The following is a 21,148-nucleotide window of genomic DNA, read 5'->3' as shown; positions in this document are numbered from 1 at the left end:
GATGGCGCCGAGTCAGTCTGGGCGCTTCGCCGCCGGCAGGCCGCACTACCGGGCGAGGACCACCAGCGAGCGCTCGTCCCACGCGACCCGCGTGCGGGTGCCGACGTCGAGGACCGGGCGGCCGATGAGGTTCTTCATGGAGATGTTGAGCGGCTCGGGCACCCCGTCGACGCGGACGTCGTAGTAGGTCATGTCGCCGTAGTAGACGACCTCGTCCACCACGCCCTCGACCACCCGCCGCGTCGTCTCCTCCCCCTCGAACAGGATCGCCAGCGTCTCGGGCCGGATGCCGACGGCGGTGTCGCCTGCCACCACGCCGCCCGGCGCCTGCTCGGTCGCGACCTCGGCCCGGCCGAGACCGGCGACGTCGACCGTGACGCCCGGCCCGCCCTCGGTCACGTGGCCGGGCAGGATGTTCATCTTGCCGATGAACTCGGCCACGCGGCGGCTGTTGGGGCGGCGGTACAGCGTCTCGGGGTCGGCCATCTGGCCGATCTCGCCCTCGAACATGACCGCGATCCGGTCGGACATGACCAGCGCCTCCTCCTGGTCGTGGGTGACGAGGATGAAGGTGATGCCGACGCTGCGCTGCAGGCGGATCAGCTCCACCTGCATCTGCTCGCGCATCTTCTTGTCGAGGGCGGAGAGCGGCTCGTCCAGCAGCAGGACCTTGGGCTTGAGGATCAGCGCCCGGGCGAGCGCCACGCGCTGGCGCTGGCCGCCCGACAAAGCGTGCGCGGCCCGCTTGCCGTAGCCGCGCAGGCCCACCATCTCCAGCGCCTCCTCCACCGCCTTCGCCTTCTCGGCCTTCGGCCGGGGGTCGCGCCGCAGGCCGAAGCCCACGTTCTCGGCCACGGTCAGGTGCGGGAAGATGGCGTAGGACTGGAACACCATGTTGGTCGGCCGCTGGTTCGCCGGCACCCGCTTCATGTCGCGGCCGTCGATGAACATGTTGCCGGACGAGACGTCCTCGAATCCTGCGATGGTGCGCAGCAGCGTGGTCTTGCCGCATCCCGACGGCCCCAGCAGCGAGAAGAACTCGCCGGGCCGGATGTCGAGGTCGATGCCGCGCAGCGCGTGGTAGTCGCCGTAGTACTTGTGGATGCTTTCGAGATGGATCAGCGGGCGGGTCACAGGAAGCCTCCGGTATCGGCCACGCCCGCACGGGCCAGGCCCCGGCGGCGATAATATTCGGCGATGGTCAGCAGGATGATCGACAGCGCGACGAGGATCGTCCCCAGCGCCATCACGACGGGCAGCTGGCCGGGAAAGCGCAGAAGGCCCCAGATGTAGACCGGCATCGTCGGGTTCGTGCCGGTGAGGAAGAAGGCGATGATGAACTCGTCGAGGCTGATGGTGAACGAGATCAGCAGCGACGAGACGATCCCCGGCATGACCAGCGGCAGCGTGATGAGGCGGAAGGCGGACCAGCGGCTCTCGCCCAGATCCATCGCCGCCTCCTCCATCGCTGGGTCGAGGTTCTGGAACGCGCCGTTCAGGATCGCGATGGAGAACGGCGTGCAGATCAGGACGTGCGCCGCGATCACCGACCAGTTCGACAGCTGCAGGCCCAGGACCTGCCGCAACACGATGAGCAGCGACACCGCGACGATGATCTCGGGCAGGACCAGCGGCAGCATCACGAAGCCGAGGATGCCCTGCTTGCCCGGAAAGCTCGCCATTGCGCCGGCGCGGGCGGCGCAGATACCGAGGAGCGTCGCGAAGACCGCCGTCATCACCGCGATGAAGAGCGAGTTCTGCACCGCGTTGTGGAGCGCCGAATTGGTCCACAGTTCGGAGAACCAGCGCGTGGTGAAGCCCTGCAGCGGGAAGGCGATGATCGAGCCGTCGTTGAAGGCGAAGATCGGCAGGAGCGCGATCGGCGCATAGAGGAAGATCAGGTACAGGACGGCGTAGCCCCGCAGCATCAGCGCCCCCTCAGCCAGCGGCGGTTGAGCAGGATGAACACGAGGCTGATCGCCGTCACCGACACCATCGCCACCAGCGCCAGCGCGGCGCCCAGCGGCGCGTTGTTCAGCTGCAGGAACTGCGTCTGGATCATGTTCGCGATCAGCTTGCCGCCCGCGCCCCCCATCAGCTCGGGCGTGACGTAGTCGCCGATGGTGGGGATGAAGACGATGAGGACCGCCGCGACGAGGCCCGGCATGGACAGCGGCAGCGTCACCCGCAGGAAGGTGGTCAGGCGCGTCTCGCCCAGATCCTGCGACGCCTCCAGCAGCGAGCGGTCGATCTTCTCCAGGGCCACGAAGATCGGCAGGATCGCGAACGGCGCGAAGGCGTGCGCCAGCGTGATGATGACCGCGTTCACGTTGTAGAGGATGAAGGTCAGCGGCTCGTCGATGATCCCGAGGCCCTGCAGTCCGGAATTGATGACGCCGTTGTAGCCGAGGATGACCTTCCACAGGAACACGCGGATCAGGTAGCTGGTCCAGAACGGGATGGTGATCAGGAACAGCCACAGCGACTTGCGGTGCGCCGGGACGTGGAACGACACGAAGTAGGCGATCGGGTAGGCCAGCAGCACGGTGACGATGGTCACGGTGCCCGACACGAACAGCGAGCGGCGCAGCAGCAGACCGTAGACCGGCGTGGTCGCGATCTCGCGGTAGTTGTCCAGCGTGAACGTCCGGTCCACGGTCATGAAGTCCTGCGTCCAGAAGGAGAACAGGATCACCGCGCCGACCGGAATGGCGAGCAGGAGAAGCGCGTAGACGAAGGGGGGGACGACAAGCGTGGCCGCGCGACCGCGCTCCGTCGTCAGCCAGGTCCCGATGGCCATCTGTCCGTCACGTTCCCCACGAGTGCCCCGCCCGATGGTTGGGCAACGGCCGCGGAAAGATCAAGGCGGTTCTGTCCCTTCCGCAGGGTGCGTTTCTTCCCTGCCCGCACATCGGGCAGCGGCGGCTCCGGCCTGACCGCAGGCGGTCGGCACGGAGGCCGGCGGTCCCGCCGGGCAACGCAGAAGGGCCGCCCGGTGGGGCGGCCCTCTCGATACTCGGTGCAGCGGGGATCAGCGCTTCGAGAACTGGAAGCTGCGGCGCGCCTTGCGCTTGCCGTACTTCTTGCGCTCGACCACGCGGCTGTCGCGGGTGAGGAAGCCGGCGGCCTTCAGCGCCGAGCGCAGCGACGGATCGTACAGCTGCAGCGCCTTGGAGATGCCGTGCTTGACCGCGCCGGCCTGGCCGGACAGGCCGCCGCCGGCGACCGTCGCCTGGACGTCGAACTGGCCCTCGACCCCGGCGATCTGGAACGGCTGGCGCAGGATCATCTGCAGCACCGGACGCGCGAAGTAGGCGGTGTAGTCGATGTACTTGCCCTTGGCGTCGCGGATCAGGAACTTGCCGGAGCCCGGCTTGATCCAGACGCGGGCGACCGCGTCCTTCCGCTTGCCGGTGGCGTAGGAGCGGCCCAGCTCGTCACGGACCGGCTCGCGCGGGGTTTCGGGCTCTGCCACGGCGACGTCGCCGGCGACCGCGCCCAGCTCTTCGAGCGAATTGACTTGTTCGGCCATGATTTACGCGGTCCTCGTGTTCTTCTTGTTCATCGACTTCACGTCGATGCTCTCGGGCTGCTGGGCGTCCATGCCGTGCTCGGCGCCGGCGAAGACCCGCAGGTGGGTCATCTGCTGGCGGCTGAGGCGGTTGCCGGGAAGCATCCGCTTGACGGCCTGCATCACCACGCGCTCGGGGTGCGCGCCCTCGAGGATCTCGCCGGTGGTGCGGGACTTGATGCCGCCCGGGTGGCCGGTGTGCCAGTAGTTCGGCTTCTCGCGCTTGCGGCCGGTCAGCTGCACCTTGTCGGCGTTGATGACGATCACGTTGTCGCCCATGTCCATGTGCGGCGTGAAGGTCGGCTTGTGCTTGCCGCGCAGGCGCATCGCGACGATCGAGGCGAGCCGGCCGAGGACGACGCCCTCGGCGTCGATCACGATCCACTTCTTCTCGATGTCCGCAGGCGTTGCGGTAAAGGTTTTCATCGTTGGTCTCATCAGTCGGGGGCGGCGGACCGCCCGGCGTTCGGGATGGGCGGGTTATAGAGATCGCCGCGGCCCGGTCAAGCGCGATCCGCGCCGAAAAACAACGTCGAAACAATGGCTTGAAATTACGGTAACAGGTTACCCCATAGCGCTTGCCGCCGCCGGCCGCTGCTCCAACTCCCGCCCATGACCGCGCCGCTGATTCTGACCCTGGCCCTGGACCGTGCGACCTTCGCCCGGTTCGATGCCGAACGCCGAGCGCTGTTCCCCGACCGGCGCTACCGCCTGCCCGCGCACCTGACGCTGTTCCACGCGCTGCCGGGCGACGACCTCGTCCCGATCGGCCAGGCGCTCCTTGAGGTCGCGGCGCGGACGCCTCCCCTGCCCCTCCGCTTCGCCGAGCTGATGGACCTGCGTCCCGGCGTCGCCTACCGCGTCCGCAGCGAGGCGCTGGACCGGCTGCGCGCCGACCTCGCCGTCCGCTGGCAGGACCGCCTGACCCGACAGGACCGGCAGGGGTGGCGGCCGCACGTGACGGTGCAGAACAAGATCCCGACGGAGGACAACGCGTATCCCCGCCTCGCCGCCGGCTTCGCGCCGTTCGAGGGGACGGGCACCGGCCTCCTCCTCTGGCACTATCGCGGCGGCCCGTGGGAGGCGGCGGGCGACTGGGCCTTCGGCGGCTAAGCGTCCGGACGGCCTAGACGTCCACCTCCAGCGGCGGCTGCGCGAGAAGGCCGGCAAGGCGGTCCAGCGCGGCACGGAAGCGCCCGTCGTCCTGCTCGGACGTCAGCGTCAGGCGGACGGCATTCGGCGCGCGCCCGTCGATCAGCGCGAACTCGTCGGCGGCCTTGAGGCGGATGCCCGCCGCCTCGGCCGCACGCAGGAAGGACGAGGCGCGCCAGCCGCGGGGCATCCGCAGCCAGACGAACGGCACGTCGTCGCGGATCGCGGCGTCCCAGCCGGCCAGCGCCTCGCGGGCCATCGCGACGCGGCGTCCGCTCGCGGCCTGGATCGCATCCCGCAACCCGGCGGCGCGGCCGGACTCCATGATCGCCGTCACCACCTCGACCAGCGGCCGGGCGAGACCGAAGAACTGCTGCTGCGCCACTTGCCGCACGGCCGCCGACCCGCCGGGCGGCGCGACGATGGCGCCGACGCGGATGTCGGGGCTGAGGTTCTTGGATAGCGACACGGCGAGCCACGACCGCTCGGGCGCCAGCGTCCGGTAGCCGGGGGCGGCGGCGCCCGCGGGGCAGAAGCAGTTGTCGTCGACGATCTGCATCCCGTGCGCCCGGGCGACGGCGACGATCCGGGCCCGCCGCTCGTCGGAGGTGCGGACCGTCGTCGGATTGTGTGCCTCGGCACTGGTACAAAGCAGCTGGGCCCCGGTCTCCGTCGCCGCCCGGTCGAGCGCGTCGGGCAGCAGCCCCTCGTCGTCCATCGGCACGCCCGCGATGTCGGCCCGCACCAGGGCGGCGGCGTGCCGGATGCCGGGATAGGCCAGCTCCTCCGTCAGGACGACCGGCCGCGGCCCGTGCAGCAGCGTCTGCATCAGGATCACCAGCGCGTGCTGGCCGCCTTGCGTCAGCACCACGTCCTCGGCCGCGATCTCGCCATGTGCCGGGGCCGCGAACCAGTCGGCGATGTGGCGGCGCAGCGTGATGTCGAAGCCGGTGAGCGGGTAGCCGACGTAATCGCCGGGGCCGGCCGGCGGCAGCGCCCGCATCGCCTCGCGGAACGCGTCCGCCTGCCCCACGTCGGCGACCTCGGCGCTGCGCAGGTTGACCATGCCCTCGGGCAGGCGTTCCAGAAAGCCCGCATGGACCGGCGGCGCGACCGGCGCCGCCTCGGTCGCGACGAAGGTGCCGCGGCCCACCACGGCCTCGAGGACGCCGTCGTCGACGAGGTCCTTGTAGGCCTTGGCGACCGTCCCCGGCGTGATGCCGAGCCGCCAGGCGACCTCGCGCACCGGCGGCAGGCGGGCGCCGACGCCGATCCGGCCCGAGGCGATGGCGCCGCGTATCGAGACCTTGAGCCCCTGGGTCTTCTTCACGTGATCGCCGGCGAGATCCGGCCACCAGATTGTATCGGCCACAAAACTCTCCTCGACAGTCACCCGCGGCGGATTGTAGCAAAAGATGCCGCAACAGTGCAAATTGTATCGAAACAAAAGGACCAGGACAATGCCCGCCGCCCGATCGCTCCCGATCGCCCCCGCCTTCCGTTCCGCCGACGCCGCCTGGCCCATCGCCCGCTGGGCGCAGCTCTGGTCCAGCCGCCGTGCGCTGGCACGCCTCGATCCGCACCTGCTGCGCGATATCGGGCTGGATCTGGGCGAGGCCGAGGTTGAGGCGGCGCGCCCGTTCTGGAAGGCCTGACACCACTCACGATCTCTTCCGCCGCCTCGCGTCTCCCCGGCGCTGGCGGCCTCCTCCCGGGCCGGCGCTCCCTGCGCCGGCCCGTTTTTTCAGGGCCGTTTCATCGCGAGGGCGGAATCGAGTAGGTGAGACTGGCGCGGGCGACCGGCGCCTCGTCTCCTTCGGAGCGGATCAGGCAGTCGCCGACCGCCAGGACCCGGCCCAGCTTCAGCAGGCGGCACTCGCAGATCAGGTCCGCCCCCGCCGCCGGCTTGCGCATGAAGTCGAACGACGCCGACGTGGTGACCGCGAGAGCCTGCGGCCCGATCTCGGCGAGGATGGCGAGGTACACACTGACATCCGCCAGTGCGAACATCGTCGGGCCCGAAACGGTGCCGCCGGGCCGGAGGTGCCGCTCCGCCGGCTTGAGGCGCACGCGCAGGCCCATGTCGGGCGGGCCGTCGATCACGTAATCGTCCGACACCTGCGGGAAGTCGCTGGCCAGGAACGCGGCCAGATCTGCGGCATCCATCGTCGGCATGGTCTTTCCTCCGTCCCGCCCGGCGCATACGCTTCACGCGAGCGGCGGGAGGGTCAAGCATGGCGCTGGTGGAGCGGACGGACGAGGGCGGCATCGCCCGGCTGACGATGAACGCGCCGGAGCGGCTGAACGCGCTGTCGGACGCGATGCTGGCGGAGCTGCAGGCGGCGTTCGACGCCATTGCGGCGGACCCGGGCGTGAAGGTCGTCATCCTCTCCGGCGCCGGCCGCGCCTTCTGCGCCGGCCACGATCTCAAGGAGATGCAGGCGGGCCGCCAGTCCGAAGATCGCGGCGCGGCCTATTTCGGGGACCTCTTCGGCCGCTGCTCGCGCCTGATGGGCAGCATCCGCGCCCTGCCCCAGCCCGTCATCGCGCAGGTGCACGGCATCGCGACGGCCGCGGGCTGCCAGCTGGTCGCGACCTGCGACATGGCCGTGGCGGCCGAAGGCACGCGGTTCGGCGTCAACGGGGTGAATATCGGCCTGTTTTGCTCGACCCCGATGGTCGCGCTGACCCGGGCGGTCCCGGCCAAGGCGGCATTCGAGATGCTGACAACAGGACGCTTCGTGGAGGTGAACGAGGCGGTGCAGATCGGCCTGATCAACCGCGCCGTGCCGGAGGCGGAGCTTGCGGCGGCGACGGAGGAGCTGGCGCGGACCGTGGCGGGCAAGCTGTCGGGCGCGGTACGGATCGGCAAGCGGCTGTTCTACGACCAGGGCGAGCGCGGCGAGGCCGATGCCTACGCGCTGGCCGGCGCCGCGATGGTCGAGAACATGCTGATGCGCGATACCGCCGAGGGCATTCAGGCGTTCCTGGAGAAGCGCAAGCCCGACTGGCACTGACCCGCCGGGCCGGCGGTCAGTGCCTCAGCTCGGACCGCAGCAGCGCGATCTCCTCTTCCTCGCTGCCCTCGAACCGGCGGCGGCCGGCGCGCCTGTACCAGAACTCGGCATTGAAGCGGTCGCCCTCGATGCGGTGCAGCAGCGCGTGGACGCGGGCGGCCTCCTCGCTCGGCATGTCCTGGACGATGGCGTGCGCCCCGTCCCAGTCGCCGTCCTCGAGCCGGTCGAGAGCGTCATTCAGATTTTCGGACATCGTCTGACCTCCGGATAGGGTCGCGTTCGGCCAGTCTACGCATGACGGCCGAACCCGATCCATTCACGGCTTCCGGGGAGGCGGACCTTCGCCGTCAGAGGCCGTAGAGGGCGCCGAACTTGCCTTCGAGATAGTCAAGCAGCGGCGCTTCCGACGGCTCGAACCCGCAGGCATGGGCGATGGTCGCCCGCGGCTCGCGCAGGCCCCCGTGGCGTTGCACGGTCTCGCGCAGCCACGCCGTCGCGGGCGCGGTGTCGCCGCGCACCAGTGCGGCGTCGAGATCGGGGACGGCGGTGCGCAGAGCCTGGTGCAGGCAGCCGGCATAGACGTTGCCGAGGGAGTAGGTCGGGAAGTAGCCGAACAGCCCCTCGGACCAGTGGACGTCCTGCAGCAGGCCGTTCGACGGCACGTCGACGGCGAAGCCGAAGTCGGCGAGGAAGCGGTCGTTCCACGCCGCCTCGAGGTCCGCGACCTGCAGGTCGTCCGCGATCAGCGCCCGCTCCAGGTCGAAGCGGAGCATGACGTGCAGGTTGTACTGGACCTCGTCCGACTCGGTGCGGATGTAGCCCTCGTGCACCCGGTTCATCGCGGCGTAGAAGGCGTCCGCGTCCGCCACGCCGAGGTCGCCGAAGGTCTCCGTCATCCGCCCGTGCAGCCAGCCGGCGAAGGCGCGGGAGCGGCCGAGCTGGTTCTCGTAGATGCGGCTCTGGCTCTCGTGCACCCCCATCGAGACGCCCTGCCCCAGCGGCGTCAGCAGGTAGGCCCGGTCGATCCCCTGCTCATAGGCGGCGTGGCCGACCTCGTGGATCGTGGAATAGAAGCAGTTGAACGGGTCCAGCGGGTTGGTCCGCGTCGTGATGCGCACGTCGAGGCCGGAGCCGTTGGAGAACGGGTGCACCGCCTTGTCGATCCGGCCGTTGCCGAAATCGTAGCCGAAGGTCGCCGCAAGTTCCTGGCTGAGCGCCAGCTGCCCCTCCTCGGCGAAGGTCCCGGTGAGCGGCTGCGGCGCCGGCTTCTCGCGGATCGCGTCGCGCAGGGTGACGAGGCGGGGGCGCAGGGCGTCGAACATGCCGGCGATCCGCGTCGACGACGCGCCGGACTCGTAGTCGTTCAGCAGCGCGTCGTAGCGGCTGCCCTGCCCCCGCAGGCAGTCCGCCTCCTCGCGGCGGAGGTCGACCACCTTGGCCAGCATCGGCAGGAAGGCGGCCACATCCTCGTCCGCGCGGGCCTGCGCCCAGACGGCGTGGGCGAGCGAGGTCGTGCGCGCGATCTCTGCCGCGAGCCGCGCCGGCACCTTCGCCATCCGCTCGTAGTCGCGGCGGATGTGGCGCAGGTGCGCCTCGGCGACCTCGTCCGCCGGCTCCGCCGCCGCCAGCCACTCGCCGATGCGCGGGTCGGTGCGGCGGGCGTGCAGGACGTTCGCCATCGCCGCGTGCTCTTCCGCGCGCTGGGGCCCCGCGCCCTTCGGCATCACCGTCTCCTGGTCCCAGCCGAGCCGGCCGGCGATCTGGGAGAGGGCCTCGGTCTCGCGCTGGAAGGCGAGGAGCTCGTCGAAGGCGGTCATGCGCGGCCTCGTATGGACTGGACTTTCGGATAGCGGGCGAGGAAGCGGCCGCGCAGGATCAGCACGAACAGGGCAACGGCGCCGAGCTGGTGGATCAGCGCGAGGCCGAGCGGCGCGGAATAGAGCGCGGTCATGATGCCGAGGACGATCTGCACCGCGACCATCGCCAGCATGGCGTTGAAGGCGAAGCGCGTCGCCGGGTGCGGCGAGCGGCGGGCGCGGGCCCAGACGACGACGCCGAGGATGGCGAGGAGGTAACCGGCGCAGCGGTGGACGAACTGCACCAGCCCCGCATCCTCGAAGAAGTTGCGCCACCAAGGGGTGAGCGTGAACGGTTCCGGCGGCAGCCAGCCGCTCCCCATCAGCGGCCAGGTCGGGAAGGCGCGGCCGGCATCGATGCCGGCGACGAGCGCGCCGAGGAGGATCTGCACGAAGGTCAGGTGCATCAGGCCGGTGGCGCCGCCGAACAGCCGCCGCTCGGCGCTGCGCCGTGCCTGCATCAGGTCCGCCTCCCTCCTGCCGAGGGCGAAGACGTACCACGCCAGGAGGCCGAGGATCGCGAAGGCGAGGCCGAGGTGGACGGCGAGGCGGTAGCTCGCCACGTCCAGCCGCCCGGTGCCGAGGCCGGAGGAGACCATCCACCAGCCGACCGCGCCCTGCAGGCCGCCGAGGGCGCCGGGGATGATCAGCCGCCCGGTCCAGCCCGGCGGGATCTGCCGCCGCACCAGGAACCACAGGAAGCCGACGGCCCAGACGAGGCCGATCACCCGGCCGAGTTGCCGGTGCCCCCATTCCCACCAGAAGATCGAGCGGAACTCGTCGAGGGTCATCTGGCTGTTCTGCTGCTGGAACTCGTCGGTCTCCTGGTAGGCGGCGAACTGCGCCTCCCAGTCGGCCGCGTTCAACGGCGGGATGGCGCCCGAGATCGGCGCCCACTCGGTGATCGACAGGCCCGAGTCGGTCAGACGCGTCGCGCCGCCGACGGCGATCATCACCCAGACCAGCGCGAACAGGATCATCAGCCAGACGCGGATCGCGCCGCGGGCGCCGCCGCGGCCGCGGTCGATCTGGCCGGGGGCGGCGACGGCCTTCTCGGTCGTCGTCACCTCCTCGAAGATCGCGCGGGATTTGCCGGGTTTCAGGCCCATGAGATCGTCCGTCCGCTGGTCGTGTCGTGGCGGGCGGCAAGCTAGGCCCGCCGCCCGGGGGCCGCAAGTCAGCCGGCCCCGCCGCCCCGCCGGGCCAAGTGTCGCAGGATGCCGTGCAGGATCTGCACGTCCGGCCGGGTCAGCGGCATCCGGCTCCACAGGTTGCGCAGCGTCATCTTCATGCCCGGCGCCTTGTCGGCGGGGAAGAAGAAGCCCGTCTCCTCCAGCCGCGCCTCGTAGGTCCGCGCGAGACTCTCCACGTCGCCTGCCGTGGCCCAGGTCGCGCCGGCCATCTCGTCCCGCCGCGCCTCGGCCGCCTCGGCGGCGCGGCGCCACTCGTAGGCCATGAGGAGGACGCACTGGGCGAGGTTGAGCGACGGGAACTCCGGGTTCACCGGCACGCTGACGATCGCGTTGGCGAGCGCGATGTCGTCGTTCTCCATCCCCGTCCGCTCGGGCCCGAAGAGGACGGCGACGCGGCCCCCCTCCGCGACGATGCCCGCCGCCTCGCGCATCGCCTCCTCGGGGGTGAGGACCGGCTTCGTCAGGCCGCGCGGGCGGGCCGTGGTGGCGTAGACGCGGGTGGCGTCGGCCACCGCCTCGGGAGTCGTGGCGTAGAGGCCGGCGGCGTCGAGCAGGCGTCCCGCCCCGCTCGCCATCGCCGCGGCGGCCGGGTTGGGCCAGCCGTCGCGCGGATCGACGAGACGCATCCGTGCGAGGCCGAAGTTCCACATCGCCCGCGCGGCGGCGCCGATGTTCTCGCCCATCTGCGGGCGGATCAGGACGAAGGCGGGCGGGACGGTCTCTGGCATGGGCGCGGTGTTACGGCGCGCGGGCCGGGGCGGCAAGCGGCCGATCAGCGCGCCGCCAGCGCCTCGTGCAGCATCCCGGCCACCGTCTCGCGCGGCACGTCGGCGGTCACGAACGCCTCCCCGATCCGGCGGGCGAGGACGAAGCGCAGGCGCCCGTCCTGCACCTTCTTGTCCTGCGCCATGAGCCGCAGCACCCCCTCCGCGTCCGGCAGGTCGCCCGGGATGTCCGCCAGATCCCGCTTCAGCCCCATCGCGGCGAGGTGCGCCCGCACCCGCGACGGCTCTTCCTGCGGGCAGAGGCCGAGGCGCGCCGACAGCTCGAACGCCAGCGCGCAACCGATCGCGACGCCCTCGCCATGCAGCAGCCGATCGGAATATCCGGTCGCCGCCTCCAGCGCATGACAGAACGTGTGGCCGAGGTTCAGGAGCGCCCGGTCCCCCTCCTCGGTCTCGTCGCGCATCACGATCTCGGCCTTCATCTCGCAGGACCGCCGGACGGCACGGACCAGCGCCGCGGGATCGTCCCGCAGCGACGGCCCGGCCCCTTCCAGCCAGGCGAAGAAGTCCGCGTCGCCGAGCAGGCCGTACTTCATCACCTCGCCATAGCCGGCGCGGAAGTCGCGCTCCGGCAGGGTCGACAGCAGGCCGGTGTCCGCGATCACCAGCCGCGGCTGGTGGAACGCGCCGACGAGGTTCTTGCCCTGCGGCGTGTTGATGCCGGTCTTGCCGCCGACCGAGCTGTCGACCTGCGCCAGCAGCGTCGTCGGCACCTGCACGAACGCCGTCCCTCGCCGCAGCACCGCGGCGGCGAAGCCGACGAGGTCGCCCACCACGCCGCCGCCGAAGGCGACGACGACGTCCTTGCGCTCCACTCCTTCGGCGAGGAGCCACTCGCAGGTCCGCGACAGCCCGTCCCAGCCCTTGGTCCCCTCGCCCGGCGGCAGCACCAGCGTCGCGTGATCGACGCCGCCGGCGTCCAGCGCCGCCTCGAGCCGCGGCAGGTGCGCAGCCGCGACCCTCTCCTCCGTCACGATCCGCACCCGCGGCCGGCGCAGAAGCGGAGCGAGGTCAGCCGCGATGCCGTCCAGCAGGCCGGGGCCGATGCGGATGTCGTAGGCGCGCCCCGGCAGGTCGACGCGGACGGTCTCGATGCTCATGCGGTCTCCTCCGTCAGCACGTCGGGCCGGGTCAGCAGGGCCGCGATCACCCGATCCGTCGTCTGGTCGAGGCTGTAGCCCGGCTCGCTGGCCACCGACAGGTCCGCCTCGGCGTAGAGGGGCGTGCGCGCCTCCATCAGCTCGGCCAGCCGGCCCTTCGGATCGGGCGCCTTCAGGAGCGGGCGGGTGTCCTTGTGGCGCACCCTCTCCCACAGCGTGTCGAGCGCAGCGTCCAGCCAGATCGACACCCCTCGCTCCGAGATCATGCGCCGGTTCTCGGCCGAGACGAACGCGCCGCCGCCGGTGGACAGGACGACCGGCGGGCCGGACAGCAGGCGCGAGATCACCGCCCGCTCGCGATCGCGGAAGAAGGCCTCGCCGTCGCGGGCGAAGATTTCGGCGATGGTGGCGTTGGCCGCCTCCTCGATCGCGACGTCCGAATCGATGTGCGGCACGCCGAGCCGCCCGGCGAGCGTGCGGCCCACCGCGCTCTTGCCCGAGCCCATCATGCCGACGAGGACGACGGTCCGGTGAAGGCGATAGGGGCGCGGCCGTGCCGCTGTCCCCGCCTGCCCCGCCGCCCGCTGCATCGCCGTCCTTCCCCTCCCGGCCGGGGCCGTGTGGCCTGTCCGCCCTGACTCGCGGCCCGCTCCCGCCGCGCGGACCTGAATGGCGTGAACTTGGGCGAAAAGCCATATATAAGTCGGGCGGAACAGGCAGCCGGAACGGCGCCGGGCAGGACGGCAGGAAGGGAACAGGCGCATGTGGAGACTGATCAAGCTGTTGTTCTGGCTCGTCCTTCTCGCCGCGATCTGCCTCGTGGCCTATGCCTATGTCGGCCCCGTCTTCTTCCCCGACGACTTCGCCGCGCCCGAGCGGCAGGTGACCGAGCCGGTCACCCTGACGCCGACCGACTGATGCGCGCGCTCGCCCGACTGGTCGCGCTGGCGGCGCTCGCGGGCCCTGCCGCCGCGCAGGAGGCCGACGCACCTCTGTCGGCGATCGACTGGCTATCCCGCAGCGTCGAGACGGCGCCGCCCGCCGCGAACCCGGCCGCGGCCGAGCCTCCGGTCTCGGGCGACGCGACCTCGCCGGAGATCACGGTGACCCCGCTCGACCAGCCGACGGCCGATCCGGTCGGCCTGCTGCCCCCATCCGTCACCGGCCTGCCGGCGAGCCTGTGGTCGCGCTCCTCCGAGGCGGCGCTGACTGAGCTCGTCCGGGGCGAGCGGATCGAGACGCTACCGGCGATGCAGGATCTGATCTCGATGCTGATGCTGGCGGAGGCCGATCCGCCGATGGACGCCGGCCCGGGCGGCGCGCTGTTCCTCGCCCGCGTCGACAAGCTCCTCGACCTCGGGGCGCTGGAGCCGGCGGCGGCGCTGCTGGAGGCCGCGGGACCGGTCGACGACCCCGAGCGGTTCCGCCGCTGGTTCGACGTCTCGCTTCTGCTGGGGACCGAGGACGCGGCCTGCGCGGCCATGCGCGACCGCCCGACCATCGCGCCCACCCTGCCCGCCCGCGTCTTCTGCCTCGCACGGCAGGGCGACTGGAACGCGGCGGCGCTGACGCTGAACACCGCCATCGCGCTCGGCGACGTGACGCCCGAGGAAGAGGCGCTGCTGACCCGCTTCCTCGACGTGACGCTGGACGAGACGGCGTTCCCGCTGCCGGTGCCCGAACGTGTGACGCCGCTGATGTTCCGCCTCTACGAAGCGATCGGAGAGGCGCTGCCGACCGCCGACCTGCCCCGGGCCTTCGCCCATGCCGACCTGCGCGAGATCACCGCCTGGCGGCTCCAGATCGAGGCGGCGGAGCGGCTGGCGCGCAACGGCGCGGTCTCGCAGAACGTCCTGTTCGACCTCTACACCCGTCAGAGCCCCGGCGCGTCGGGCGGCGTCTGGGACCGCGCCGCGGCGATCCAGCGCTTCGAGGCGGCGCTGCAGGACGGGCCGGCCGCCGTGGCGGAGGCGCTGCCCGAGGCCTGGGCGGCGATGGAGGCGATCCGCGCCGAGGTGCCGTTCGCGCAGGAATACGCCGCCGCCCTGGCCGGGGTCCCGCTGACCGGCGAGGCGGCGGCGCTTGCGCACCGTATCGCGCTGCTGTCACCGGACTACGAGGCGGCGGCGCTGGCGCGCCCCGCCGACGATGGCACGGGCCGCCTTCTGAACGGCGTGGCGCGGGGCGACGTCGCCGGTCTGTCGCCCTCCGGCCCGGCCGAGACGGCCATCGTGGCGGCCTTCGCCGGCGCCGAAGTGCCGCAGAGCGCGGCGGAACTGATAGAGGCGGGCCGTCTGGGCGAAGCGCTTCTTCGCGCCGGCACCCAGTTCAACCAGGGCCTCGCGGGCGACACGACGGCCCTGACGGGGGCGCTGGCCACCCTTCGGGCGGTCGGCCTCGAGGATCTCGCCCGGCGCGCGGCGCTGCAGGTGCTGATCCTCGACCGGGCGCCGTGATGACCGCGCCACGGGACGATGCCGGCTGGATCTCGGTCTTCCTGGAGGCGCAGGCGGCGGAGGCGGGGGCCGCGCGCAACACGCTGCTGGCCTATGGGCGGGACCTCAAGGACGCGGCCGGCTGGCTGGCGCATCGACGCGCGTCCTTCGCGACCGCCGCGCAGTCGGACATCGAGGACTACCTCGTCTCGTGCGAGGCCGAGGGCCTGTCCCGCGCCACCCGCGCCCGGCGCCTGTCGGCGATCCGCCAGCTCTACCGGTTCGCCTTCGACGAGGGGTGGCGGAACGACAATCCCGCGATCCGCCTCAGCGGCCCCGGCAAGGACAAGCGCCTGCCGAAGACGCTGACCGAGGACGAGGCGACGCGCCTGATCGACGCCGCCCGCGAGGGGCGCGAGGCGGTGCGCGACACCTGCCTGATGGAGCTGCTCTACGCCACCGGCCTGCGGGTGACCGAGCTGGTCTCGCTGCCCGTCGCGGCGGTGCGGGGCGATCCGCGGATGCTGCTGGTGAAGGGCAAGGGCGGCAAGGAGCGGATGGTACCGCTGTCCGGCCCCGCCCGGGCGGCGCTGGCCGAATGGCTGATCAGGCGCGACGCCGCCGAGGATGCGGCGCGCGCGAAGGGCCGCCCGGCGTCGCGGTTCCTGTTCCCCTCCACCGGGCGCGAGGGGCACCTGACGCGCCACCGCTTCCACGCGCTCATCAAGGAGCTGGCGGTGCGGGCGGGCGTGTCTCCGGCGAAGGTCTCGCCGCACACCCTGCGCCACGCCTTCGCGACCCACCTCCTCGCCCACGGCGCGGACCTGCGCGCGATCCAGACGCTGCTCGGCCATGCCGACGTCTCGACGACCGAGATCTACACCCACGTCCTCGACGCCCGCCTGCGGGAGCTGGTGACGCGGCATCACCCTCTCGCACGCGAGGATGGCGGCGGAACCGCCGAGGCCCCGGCCGGTTGAGCGCAGGACCATGCCCCGCTGCGGCCGCGGCGCCGATCGACCGTCCTGCCGCCGCCGTCGTCGCCGGGCGGACCGGCGCGGCGGGTTGAACACGGCTCGATCTGGCCGCATTAAGACACAATCGCGCAAGTGCGCCCCATGGAACCGATGACCCCCCTTTTCTCCGACGCCGCCTTCTGGATGACCGCCGGCGCCATCCTGTGCCTTCTCGTCGCCTCGGCCTTCTTCTCGGGCTCCGAGACCGCCCTCACCGCCGCGAGCCGTGGCAAGCTGCGCTCCGCCGCCGACAGGGGCCACAAGGGCGCCGCCCGCGCCCTCGACGTGACCGAGGACAGCGAGCGGCTGATCGGCTCGGTCCTTCTCGGCAATAACGTCGTCAACATCCTCGCGACCTCGCTCGCGACCGCGCTGCTGACGCGCGTGGTCGGCGACGGCGGCGTGGCGCTCGCGACGCTGGTGATGACGGTTCTCGTGCTGATCTTCGCCGAGGTGCTGCCCAAGACCTACGCCATCACCAACGCCGAGAGCATGGCCTCGACCGTCGCCGCGCCGATCTCGCTGATCGTCAAGGTGCTGGCGCCCGTCGTCTCGCTCGTCCGGCTGATCGTCCGGGGCGTGCTGCGAGTCTTCGGCGTGCGCACCGATCCCGACGCCTCCGTCCTCGCCGTGCGCGAGGAAATTGCGGGCGCCCTGTCCCTCGGCGAGGACGAGGGCGCGATCGAGAAGGAAGACCGCGATCGCATCCTCGGCGCGCTCGACCTCGGCGACCGCGCGGTGGAGGAGATCATGCGCCACCGCAGCCAGGTCGAGACGCTCGATGCCGGCCTGCCGGTGTCCGAGATCCTGACCCGCGTGCTGGAGAGCCCGCACACCCGCCTGCCCCTGTGGAAGGACACGCCCGAGAACATCGTCGGCGTGCTCCACGCCAAGGATCTGCTGCGCGCGCTGAACCGCATGCTGCGCGACGACGGGCAGGTGAACGAGGCGGAGATGGCGAACTTCGACATCCTCAGCGTGGCGATGAAGCCCTACTTCATCCCCGAATACACCACGCTCGACGACCAGATGCGCCAGTTCCTCAAGCGGCACACGCACTTCGCGCTGGTGGTGGACGAGTACGGCACGCTGCAGGGCCTGATCACGCTCGAGGACATCCTCGAGGAGATCGTCGGCGAGATCAGCGACGAGTTCGACGTCCAGAGCGAGGCGCAGGTCGCCCGGACCGAGGATGGCGGCTACCTCGTCGAGGGCCAGATGACGATCCGCGACCTCAACCGCCTGCACGACTGGCATCTGCCGGACGAGGAGGCGAACACGGTCGCCGGCCTCGTGATCCACGAGGCCCAGCTGATCCCGGCCGAGGGGCAGGTCTTCGCCTTCCACGGCTTCCGCTTCGAGGTGCTGCAGAAGGAGGAGAACCGAGTGGCCCTCCTCAAGATCACGCCGCTGGAGCCGGCGGAGGGCTGACCGCCGGCGCCGGCTGTCAGCTCGCCGCCGCCTTCGCCTTCTCCTTCTTGCTCGCCTCGACCTTCTCCGCCAGGTCGCGGGCGATGGCGAAGGCGCCTCGGATCTTCTCCTTGTCGTCCTTCCAGTCGCGGCGGACGACGATGCGGTTGTCCTTCACCTTCGCCAGCCCGTCCTGTCCCTGGATGAACTCCACCAGCCCCTGAGGCGAGGCGAACTTGTCGTTGTGGAAGCGGATGGTCGCGCCCTTCGGCCCGCCGTCCAGCTGCGAGATGCCGGCGCGTTTGCACATCGCCTTGATGCGCACGATCGTCAGCAGCACGTTCACCTCGCGCGGGAGCTTGCCGAAGCGGTCGATCAGCTCGGCAGCGAAGCCTTCCAGCTCCACCTTCGTCGACAGGTCGCTGAGGCGGCGGTACAGGCCGAGCCGGACGTCGAGGTCGGGCACGTACTCCTCGGGGATCAGCACGGGAACGCCGAGGTTGATCTGCGGCGCCCAGCTGCCCTCGTCCGGCATCGCCTCGCCCGCGCCCGAGCGGATGCGCGCGATCTCGTCCTCCAGCATCTGCTGGTACAGCTCGTATCCGACCTCGCGCATCTGGCCCGACTGCTCCTCGCCGAGGAGGTTTCCGGCGCCGCGGATGTCGAGATCCTGGGACGCCAGCGTGAAGCCGGCGCCGAGCGAATCGAGCGAGCCGATGACGCGCAGGCGCTTCTCCGCGTTCGGCGTCAGCGGGCTGCGCGGCTTGGTGGTGAGATACGCGTAGGCGCGCGTCTTGGAGCGGCCGACCCGGCCGCGGATCTGGTACAGCTGCGCCAGGCCGAACATGTCGGCGCGGTGGATGATCATCGTGTTGGCGGTCGGGATGTCGAGGCCGCTCTCGACGATCGTCGTCGCCAGCAGCACGTCGTACTTGCCGTCGTAGAAGGCGTTCATCCGGTCGTCGAGCTCTCCGGCCGCCATCTGGCCGTGGGCGACGACGTAGCTGACCTCGGGCACCTCGCGCTTCAGCCAGTCCTCCATCTCGGGCAGGTCCGACAGGCGGGGCACCACGAAGAACGACTGCCCGCCGCGGAAGTGCTCGCGCAGCAGCGCCTCGCGGATGGTGACGCTGTCGAACTCGCTGACATAGGTGCGTATGGCGAGCCGGTCGATCGGCGGCGTGCCGATGATCGACAGCTCGCGCACGCCGGAGAGCGCCATCTGCAGCGTCCGCGGGATCGGCGTCGCGGTCAGCGTCAGGACGTGGACGTCCGAGCGCAGCGCCTTGAGCCGTTCCTTGTGGGCGACGCCGAAATGCTGCTCCTCGTCGATGACGAGCAGGCCGAGGTTCTTGAACTTCACCCCCTTCGCCAGCAGCGCATGCGTGCCGATGACGATGTCCACCGACCCGTCTGCGAGGCCCTGCCGCGTGAGGTTGGCGTCGGTGGTCGAGACGAAGCGCGACAGCGGGCGGACGTTGATCGGAAAGCCGCGGAAGCGTTCGGCGAAGCCCTTGTAGTGCTGCCGCGCCAGCAGCGTCGTCGGCGCGATCACGGCGACCTGCACGCCGGACATGGCGGCGACGAAGGCGGCGCGGATCGCCACCTCGGTCTTGCCGAAGCCGACGTCGCCGCAGACGAGGCGGTCCATCGGCGTGCCGGATTCCATGTCCTCCAGCACCTCCTCGATCGCCTGCAGCTGGTCGTCCGTCTCGGCATAGGGGAAGCGGGCGAGGAACTGGTCCCACATGCCGTCCGGCGGATCGAGGACGGGGGCCTTGCGCAGCGCCCGCTCGGCCGCGACGCGGATCAGCCGCTCGGCCATCTGGCGGATGCGTTCCTTCAGGCGCGCCTTCTTGGCCTGCCAGGCGCCGCCGCCCAGCTTGTCGAGAAGGCCTTCCTCGTGGCCGTAGCGACTGAGCAGTTCGATGTTCTCGACCGGCAGGAACAGGGTCGCGCCCTCGGCATACTCGATCTTGAGGCACTCGTGCGCGGCGCCGGCGGCGGTCACCACCTCCAGCCCGTGGTAGCGGCCGACGCCGTGGTCGACATGGACGACGAGGTCGCCGGGCGACAGCGACTGCGCCTCGGTGAGGAAGTTCTCGGCGCGGCGGCGCTTCTTCGACTGGCGGATCAGACGGTCGCCGAGGACGTCCTGCTCGGAGATGACGGTGAGGTTCGGCGCCTCGAACCCATGCTCCAGCGCCCAGACGGCGAGGTGCACGCCGGACTTGCCGACGCGGGCGAAGCTGTCGACGGGGATCGTCTCGCCGATGCCCTCGTCCTCGATCAGCCCCTCCAGCCGCTCGCGCGCGCCGGCGGAGTAGCTGGCGATCACCACGGGGCCGTCGGCCGCCCTCGCTTTCACGTGCTTCGCCAGCGCAGCGAAGACGTTCACGTTCTCCGCCTGTCGCTCCGGCGCGAAGTCGCGGCCGATCCGCCCGCCCGCGTCGGTGACGCCGGGGCCCGTCGGCTGCTTCAGCGGCGCGAAGGACAGGACGCGGCGATCCTTCAGCGCCGCGGTCCAGGCGGCGTCGTCCAGGTAGAATCCGCCCGGCGGCGCAGGCTTGTAGACGGTGTCGATCCGCCCCTTCTGCGCCATCGCGGCGCGGCGGGTCTCGTAGGCGTCCTCCACCAGCGTCCAGCGCGCGTCCCGCGCCGCGTCGATCTGGTCGTCCTGGGTGATGGTCGCGTTCGGCAGGTAGTCGAACAGGGTCTCGAGCCGGTCGTGGAAGAACGGCATCCAGTGCTCCATCCCCGCCTGCTTGCGCCCCGCGCTCACCGCCTCGTAGAGCGGGTCGTCGGTGCCGGCGGCGCCGAACTCGATCCGGTAGCTCTGGCGGAAGCGGGTGATCGCCGCGTCGTCGAGGATGACCTCCGAGACGGGGGCGAGCTCGACGGTCTTCAGCTTCTCGGTCGTGCGCTGGGTGGCGGGATCGAAGCGCCGCGCGCCGTCGAGGACGTCGCCGAACAGGTCGAGCCGGACCGGCCCGTCCTGCCCCGGCGGGTAGATGTCGATGATGCCGCCGCGGACGGCGTAGTCGCCCGGCTCGGTCACCGTGGGCGACTGGGTGAAGCCCATGCGGACGAGGAACTTGCGCAGGGCGTCCTCGTCGACCCGGCTGCCGACGTTCGCGATGAAGGCCGCGTCCTTCAGCACCTCGCGCGCCGGCACCCGCTGCGTCGCGGCGTTGAGCGTGGTGAGCAGGACGAAGCGCTCGGGCATCCGGTGCACGAGGGCCGCAAGCGTCGCCATCCGGGTCGCGGTGATGTCCGCCGACGGCGAGACGCGGTCGTAGGGCAGGCAGTCCCACGCCGGAAAGGTCACCACCGGCAGCGCGGGGTCGAAGAAGGCGAGCGCGGCGCGCATCGCCTCGGCCCGGCGGTCGTCACGAGCGACATGGACGACCGGCCCGCCGGAGCGGGAAATCTCGTCGAGGATCAGGCGGGCGTCGAACCCCTCGGGCGCGCCCGAGACGGTGACGTGGGAGGGGGAGCGAGGCATGGCGCTGACCTACGGCTTGCGCGGGCGGAGTCAACTGGCGCGCCGCGCACGGTGAACGGTGTCGTGAGGAGGCCACGGGCGCTGTCGGCGGCGCTTTTGTCGATCCGC

At 71.2% G+C, this 21,148-nt stretch carries 21 protein-coding genes; 7 read left to right on the top strand and 14 right to left on the bottom strand.

What is annotated here, in order from left to right; translation table 11 throughout:
- Positions 1 to 45 precede the first annotated feature (45 nt).
- The 5 genes from A37W_RS0105645 to rplM all read right to left on the bottom strand — a co-directional run bounded on the left by A37W_RS0105645 (position 46) and on the right by rplM (position 3,997).
- Positions 46 to 1,134, bottom strand: coding sequence for an ABC transporter ATP-binding protein (locus A37W_RS0105645; protein WP_018302054.1), 1,089 nt, complete (start codon positions 1,132 to 1,134; stop codon positions 46 to 48).
- Entirely contained in the window at positions 1,131 to 1,928 is a 798-nt protein-coding gene (locus A37W_RS0105640) for an ABC transporter permease (RefSeq protein ID WP_018302053.1), read from the bottom strand. Before A37W_RS0105640 ends, A37W_RS0105645 begins: the two co-directional genes overlap by 4 nt.
- Positions 1,928 to 2,800, bottom strand: a complete 873-nt coding sequence (locus A37W_RS0105635; RefSeq protein WP_018302052.1) for an ABC transporter permease — start codon at positions 2,798 to 2,800, stop codon at positions 1,928 to 1,930. Before A37W_RS0105635 ends, A37W_RS0105640 begins: the two co-directional genes overlap by 1 nt.
- Before the next feature lie 231 nt (positions 2,801 to 3,031).
- Positions 3,032 to 3,532, bottom strand: a complete 501-nt coding sequence (gene rpsI, locus A37W_RS0105630) for a 30S ribosomal protein S9 (RefSeq protein ID WP_018302051.1) — start codon at positions 3,530 to 3,532, stop codon at positions 3,032 to 3,034.
- Between the two features lie 3 nt (positions 3,533 to 3,535).
- The gene (gene rplM, locus A37W_RS0105625) at positions 3,536 to 3,997 is read right to left on the bottom strand and encodes a 50S ribosomal protein L13 (RefSeq protein ID WP_018302050.1); all 462 of its coding nucleotides are present in this window, start codon (positions 3,995 to 3,997) and stop codon (positions 3,536 to 3,538) included.
- Positions 3,998 to 4,183: 186 nt separating this feature from the next.
- Here rplM and A37W_RS0105620 point away from each other — a divergent pair, with 186 nt between their 5' ends.
- Positions 4,184 to 4,684 carry a 2'-5' RNA ligase family protein gene (locus tag A37W_RS0105620; RefSeq protein WP_018302049.1) on the top strand — a complete coding sequence of 167 codons (501 nt, stop codon included), beginning with the start codon at positions 4,184 to 4,186 and terminating at the stop codon, positions 4,682 to 4,684.
- A gap of 13 nt (positions 4,685 to 4,697) precedes the next feature.
- Here the strand turns inward: A37W_RS0105620 and A37W_RS0105615 are convergent, their stop codons facing one another.
- On the bottom strand, positions 4,698 to 6,095 hold the full coding sequence (locus A37W_RS0105615) for an aminotransferase-like domain-containing protein (RefSeq protein ID WP_018302048.1): 1,398 nt from the start codon (positions 6,093 to 6,095) through the stop codon (positions 4,698 to 4,700).
- A gap of 88 nt (positions 6,096 to 6,183) precedes the next feature.
- Between A37W_RS0105615 and A37W_RS0105610 the strand changes: the two genes are divergently transcribed.
- A complete protein-coding gene (locus A37W_RS0105610; RefSeq protein WP_018302047.1) occupies positions 6,184 to 6,378 on the top strand; it encodes a DUF1127 domain-containing protein in 195 nt (64 codons plus the stop codon).
- Positions 6,379 to 6,478: 100 nt separating this feature from the next.
- On the opposite strand, the gene A37W_RS0105605 is transcribed toward A37W_RS0105610, so the two are convergent.
- On the bottom strand, positions 6,479 to 6,898 hold the full coding sequence (locus A37W_RS0105605; protein WP_018302046.1) for a PaaI family thioesterase: 420 nt from the start codon (positions 6,896 to 6,898) through the stop codon (positions 6,479 to 6,481).
- 59 nt (positions 6,899 to 6,957) lie between these two features.
- On the opposite strand from A37W_RS0105605, the gene A37W_RS0105600 reads away from it, so the two are divergent.
- On the top strand, positions 6,958 to 7,740 hold the full coding sequence (locus A37W_RS0105600; RefSeq protein WP_018302045.1) for an enoyl-CoA hydratase: 783 nt from the start codon (positions 6,958 to 6,960) through the stop codon (positions 7,738 to 7,740).
- A gap of 16 nt (positions 7,741 to 7,756) precedes the next feature.
- Here A37W_RS0105600 and A37W_RS0105595 read toward each other — a convergent pair whose 3' ends face one another.
- The 6 genes from A37W_RS0105595 to A37W_RS0105570 form a co-directional block, all read right to left on the bottom strand.
- A complete protein-coding gene (locus A37W_RS0105595; protein ID WP_018302044.1) occupies positions 7,757 to 7,993 on the bottom strand; it encodes a hypothetical protein in 237 nt (78 codons plus the stop codon).
- 94 nt (positions 7,994 to 8,087) lie between these two features.
- Entirely contained in the window at positions 8,088 to 9,557 is a 1,470-nt protein-coding gene (locus tag A37W_RS0105590) for a carboxypeptidase M32 (RefSeq protein WP_018302043.1), read from the bottom strand.
- On the bottom strand, positions 9,554 to 10,705 hold the full coding sequence (gene ctaA, locus A37W_RS0105585) for a heme A synthase (RefSeq protein WP_018302042.1): 1,152 nt from the start codon (positions 10,703 to 10,705) through the stop codon (positions 9,554 to 9,556). Before ctaA ends, A37W_RS0105590 begins: the two co-directional genes overlap by 4 nt.
- A gap of 68 nt (positions 10,706 to 10,773) precedes the next feature.
- On the bottom strand, positions 10,774 to 11,517 hold the full coding sequence (locus A37W_RS0105580) for an RNA methyltransferase (RefSeq protein ID WP_018302041.1): 744 nt from the start codon (positions 11,515 to 11,517) through the stop codon (positions 10,774 to 10,776).
- A gap of 44 nt (positions 11,518 to 11,561) precedes the next feature.
- Positions 11,562 to 12,674 carry a 3-dehydroquinate synthase gene (gene aroB, locus A37W_RS0105575; RefSeq protein ID WP_018302040.1) on the bottom strand — a complete coding sequence of 371 codons (1,113 nt, stop codon included), beginning with the start codon at positions 12,672 to 12,674 and terminating at the stop codon, positions 11,562 to 11,564.
- Positions 12,671 to 13,264 carry a shikimate kinase gene (locus A37W_RS0105570; RefSeq protein WP_018302039.1) on the bottom strand — a complete coding sequence of 198 codons (594 nt, stop codon included), beginning with the start codon at positions 13,262 to 13,264 and terminating at the stop codon, positions 12,671 to 12,673. The genes aroB and A37W_RS0105570 overlap by 4 nt, the downstream gene beginning before the upstream one ends.
- 172 nt (positions 13,265 to 13,436) lie before the next feature.
- Here A37W_RS0105570 and A37W_RS24005 point away from each other — a divergent pair, with 172 nt between their 5' ends.
- The 4 genes from A37W_RS24005 (at position 13,437) to A37W_RS0105550 (ending at position 17,556) form a co-directional block, all read left to right on the top strand.
- Positions 13,437 to 13,592, top strand: a complete 156-nt coding sequence (locus A37W_RS24005) for a hypothetical protein (protein ID WP_018302038.1) — start codon at positions 13,437 to 13,439, stop codon at positions 13,590 to 13,592.
- Complete coding sequence (locus tag A37W_RS0105560; protein ID WP_018302037.1) at positions 13,592 to 15,130, top strand: hypothetical protein; 1,539 nt, start codon at positions 13,592 to 13,594, stop codon at positions 15,128 to 15,130. Before A37W_RS24005 ends, A37W_RS0105560 begins: the two co-directional genes overlap by 1 nt.
- Positions 15,130 to 16,089 (top strand): site-specific tyrosine recombinase XerD, encoded by a 960-nt coding sequence (locus A37W_RS0105555; RefSeq protein WP_018302036.1) that lies wholly within the window; start codon positions 15,130 to 15,132, stop codon positions 16,087 to 16,089. The genes A37W_RS0105560 and A37W_RS0105555 overlap by 1 nt, the downstream gene beginning before the upstream one ends.
- A gap of 138 nt (positions 16,090 to 16,227) precedes the next feature.
- The gene (locus A37W_RS0105550; RefSeq protein WP_018302035.1) at positions 16,228 to 17,556 is read left to right on the top strand and encodes an HlyC/CorC family transporter; all 1,329 of its coding nucleotides are present in this window, start codon (positions 16,228 to 16,230) and stop codon (positions 17,554 to 17,556) included.
- Positions 17,557 to 17,572: 16 nt separating this feature from the next.
- On the opposite strand, the gene mfd is transcribed toward A37W_RS0105550, so the two are convergent.
- Complete coding sequence (gene mfd / locus A37W_RS0105545) at positions 17,573 to 21,040, bottom strand: transcription-repair coupling factor (protein ID WP_018302034.1); 3,468 nt, start codon at positions 21,038 to 21,040, stop codon at positions 17,573 to 17,575.
- Positions 21,041 to 21,148 lie beyond the last annotated feature (108 nt).

Source organism: Wenxinia marina DSM 24838 (assembly GCF_000379485.1).
Taxonomy (GTDB): domain Bacteria; phylum Pseudomonadota; class Alphaproteobacteria; order Rhodobacterales; family Rhodobacteraceae; genus Wenxinia; species Wenxinia marina.
This window is presented reverse-complemented; position numbering and strand designations above follow the sequence as displayed.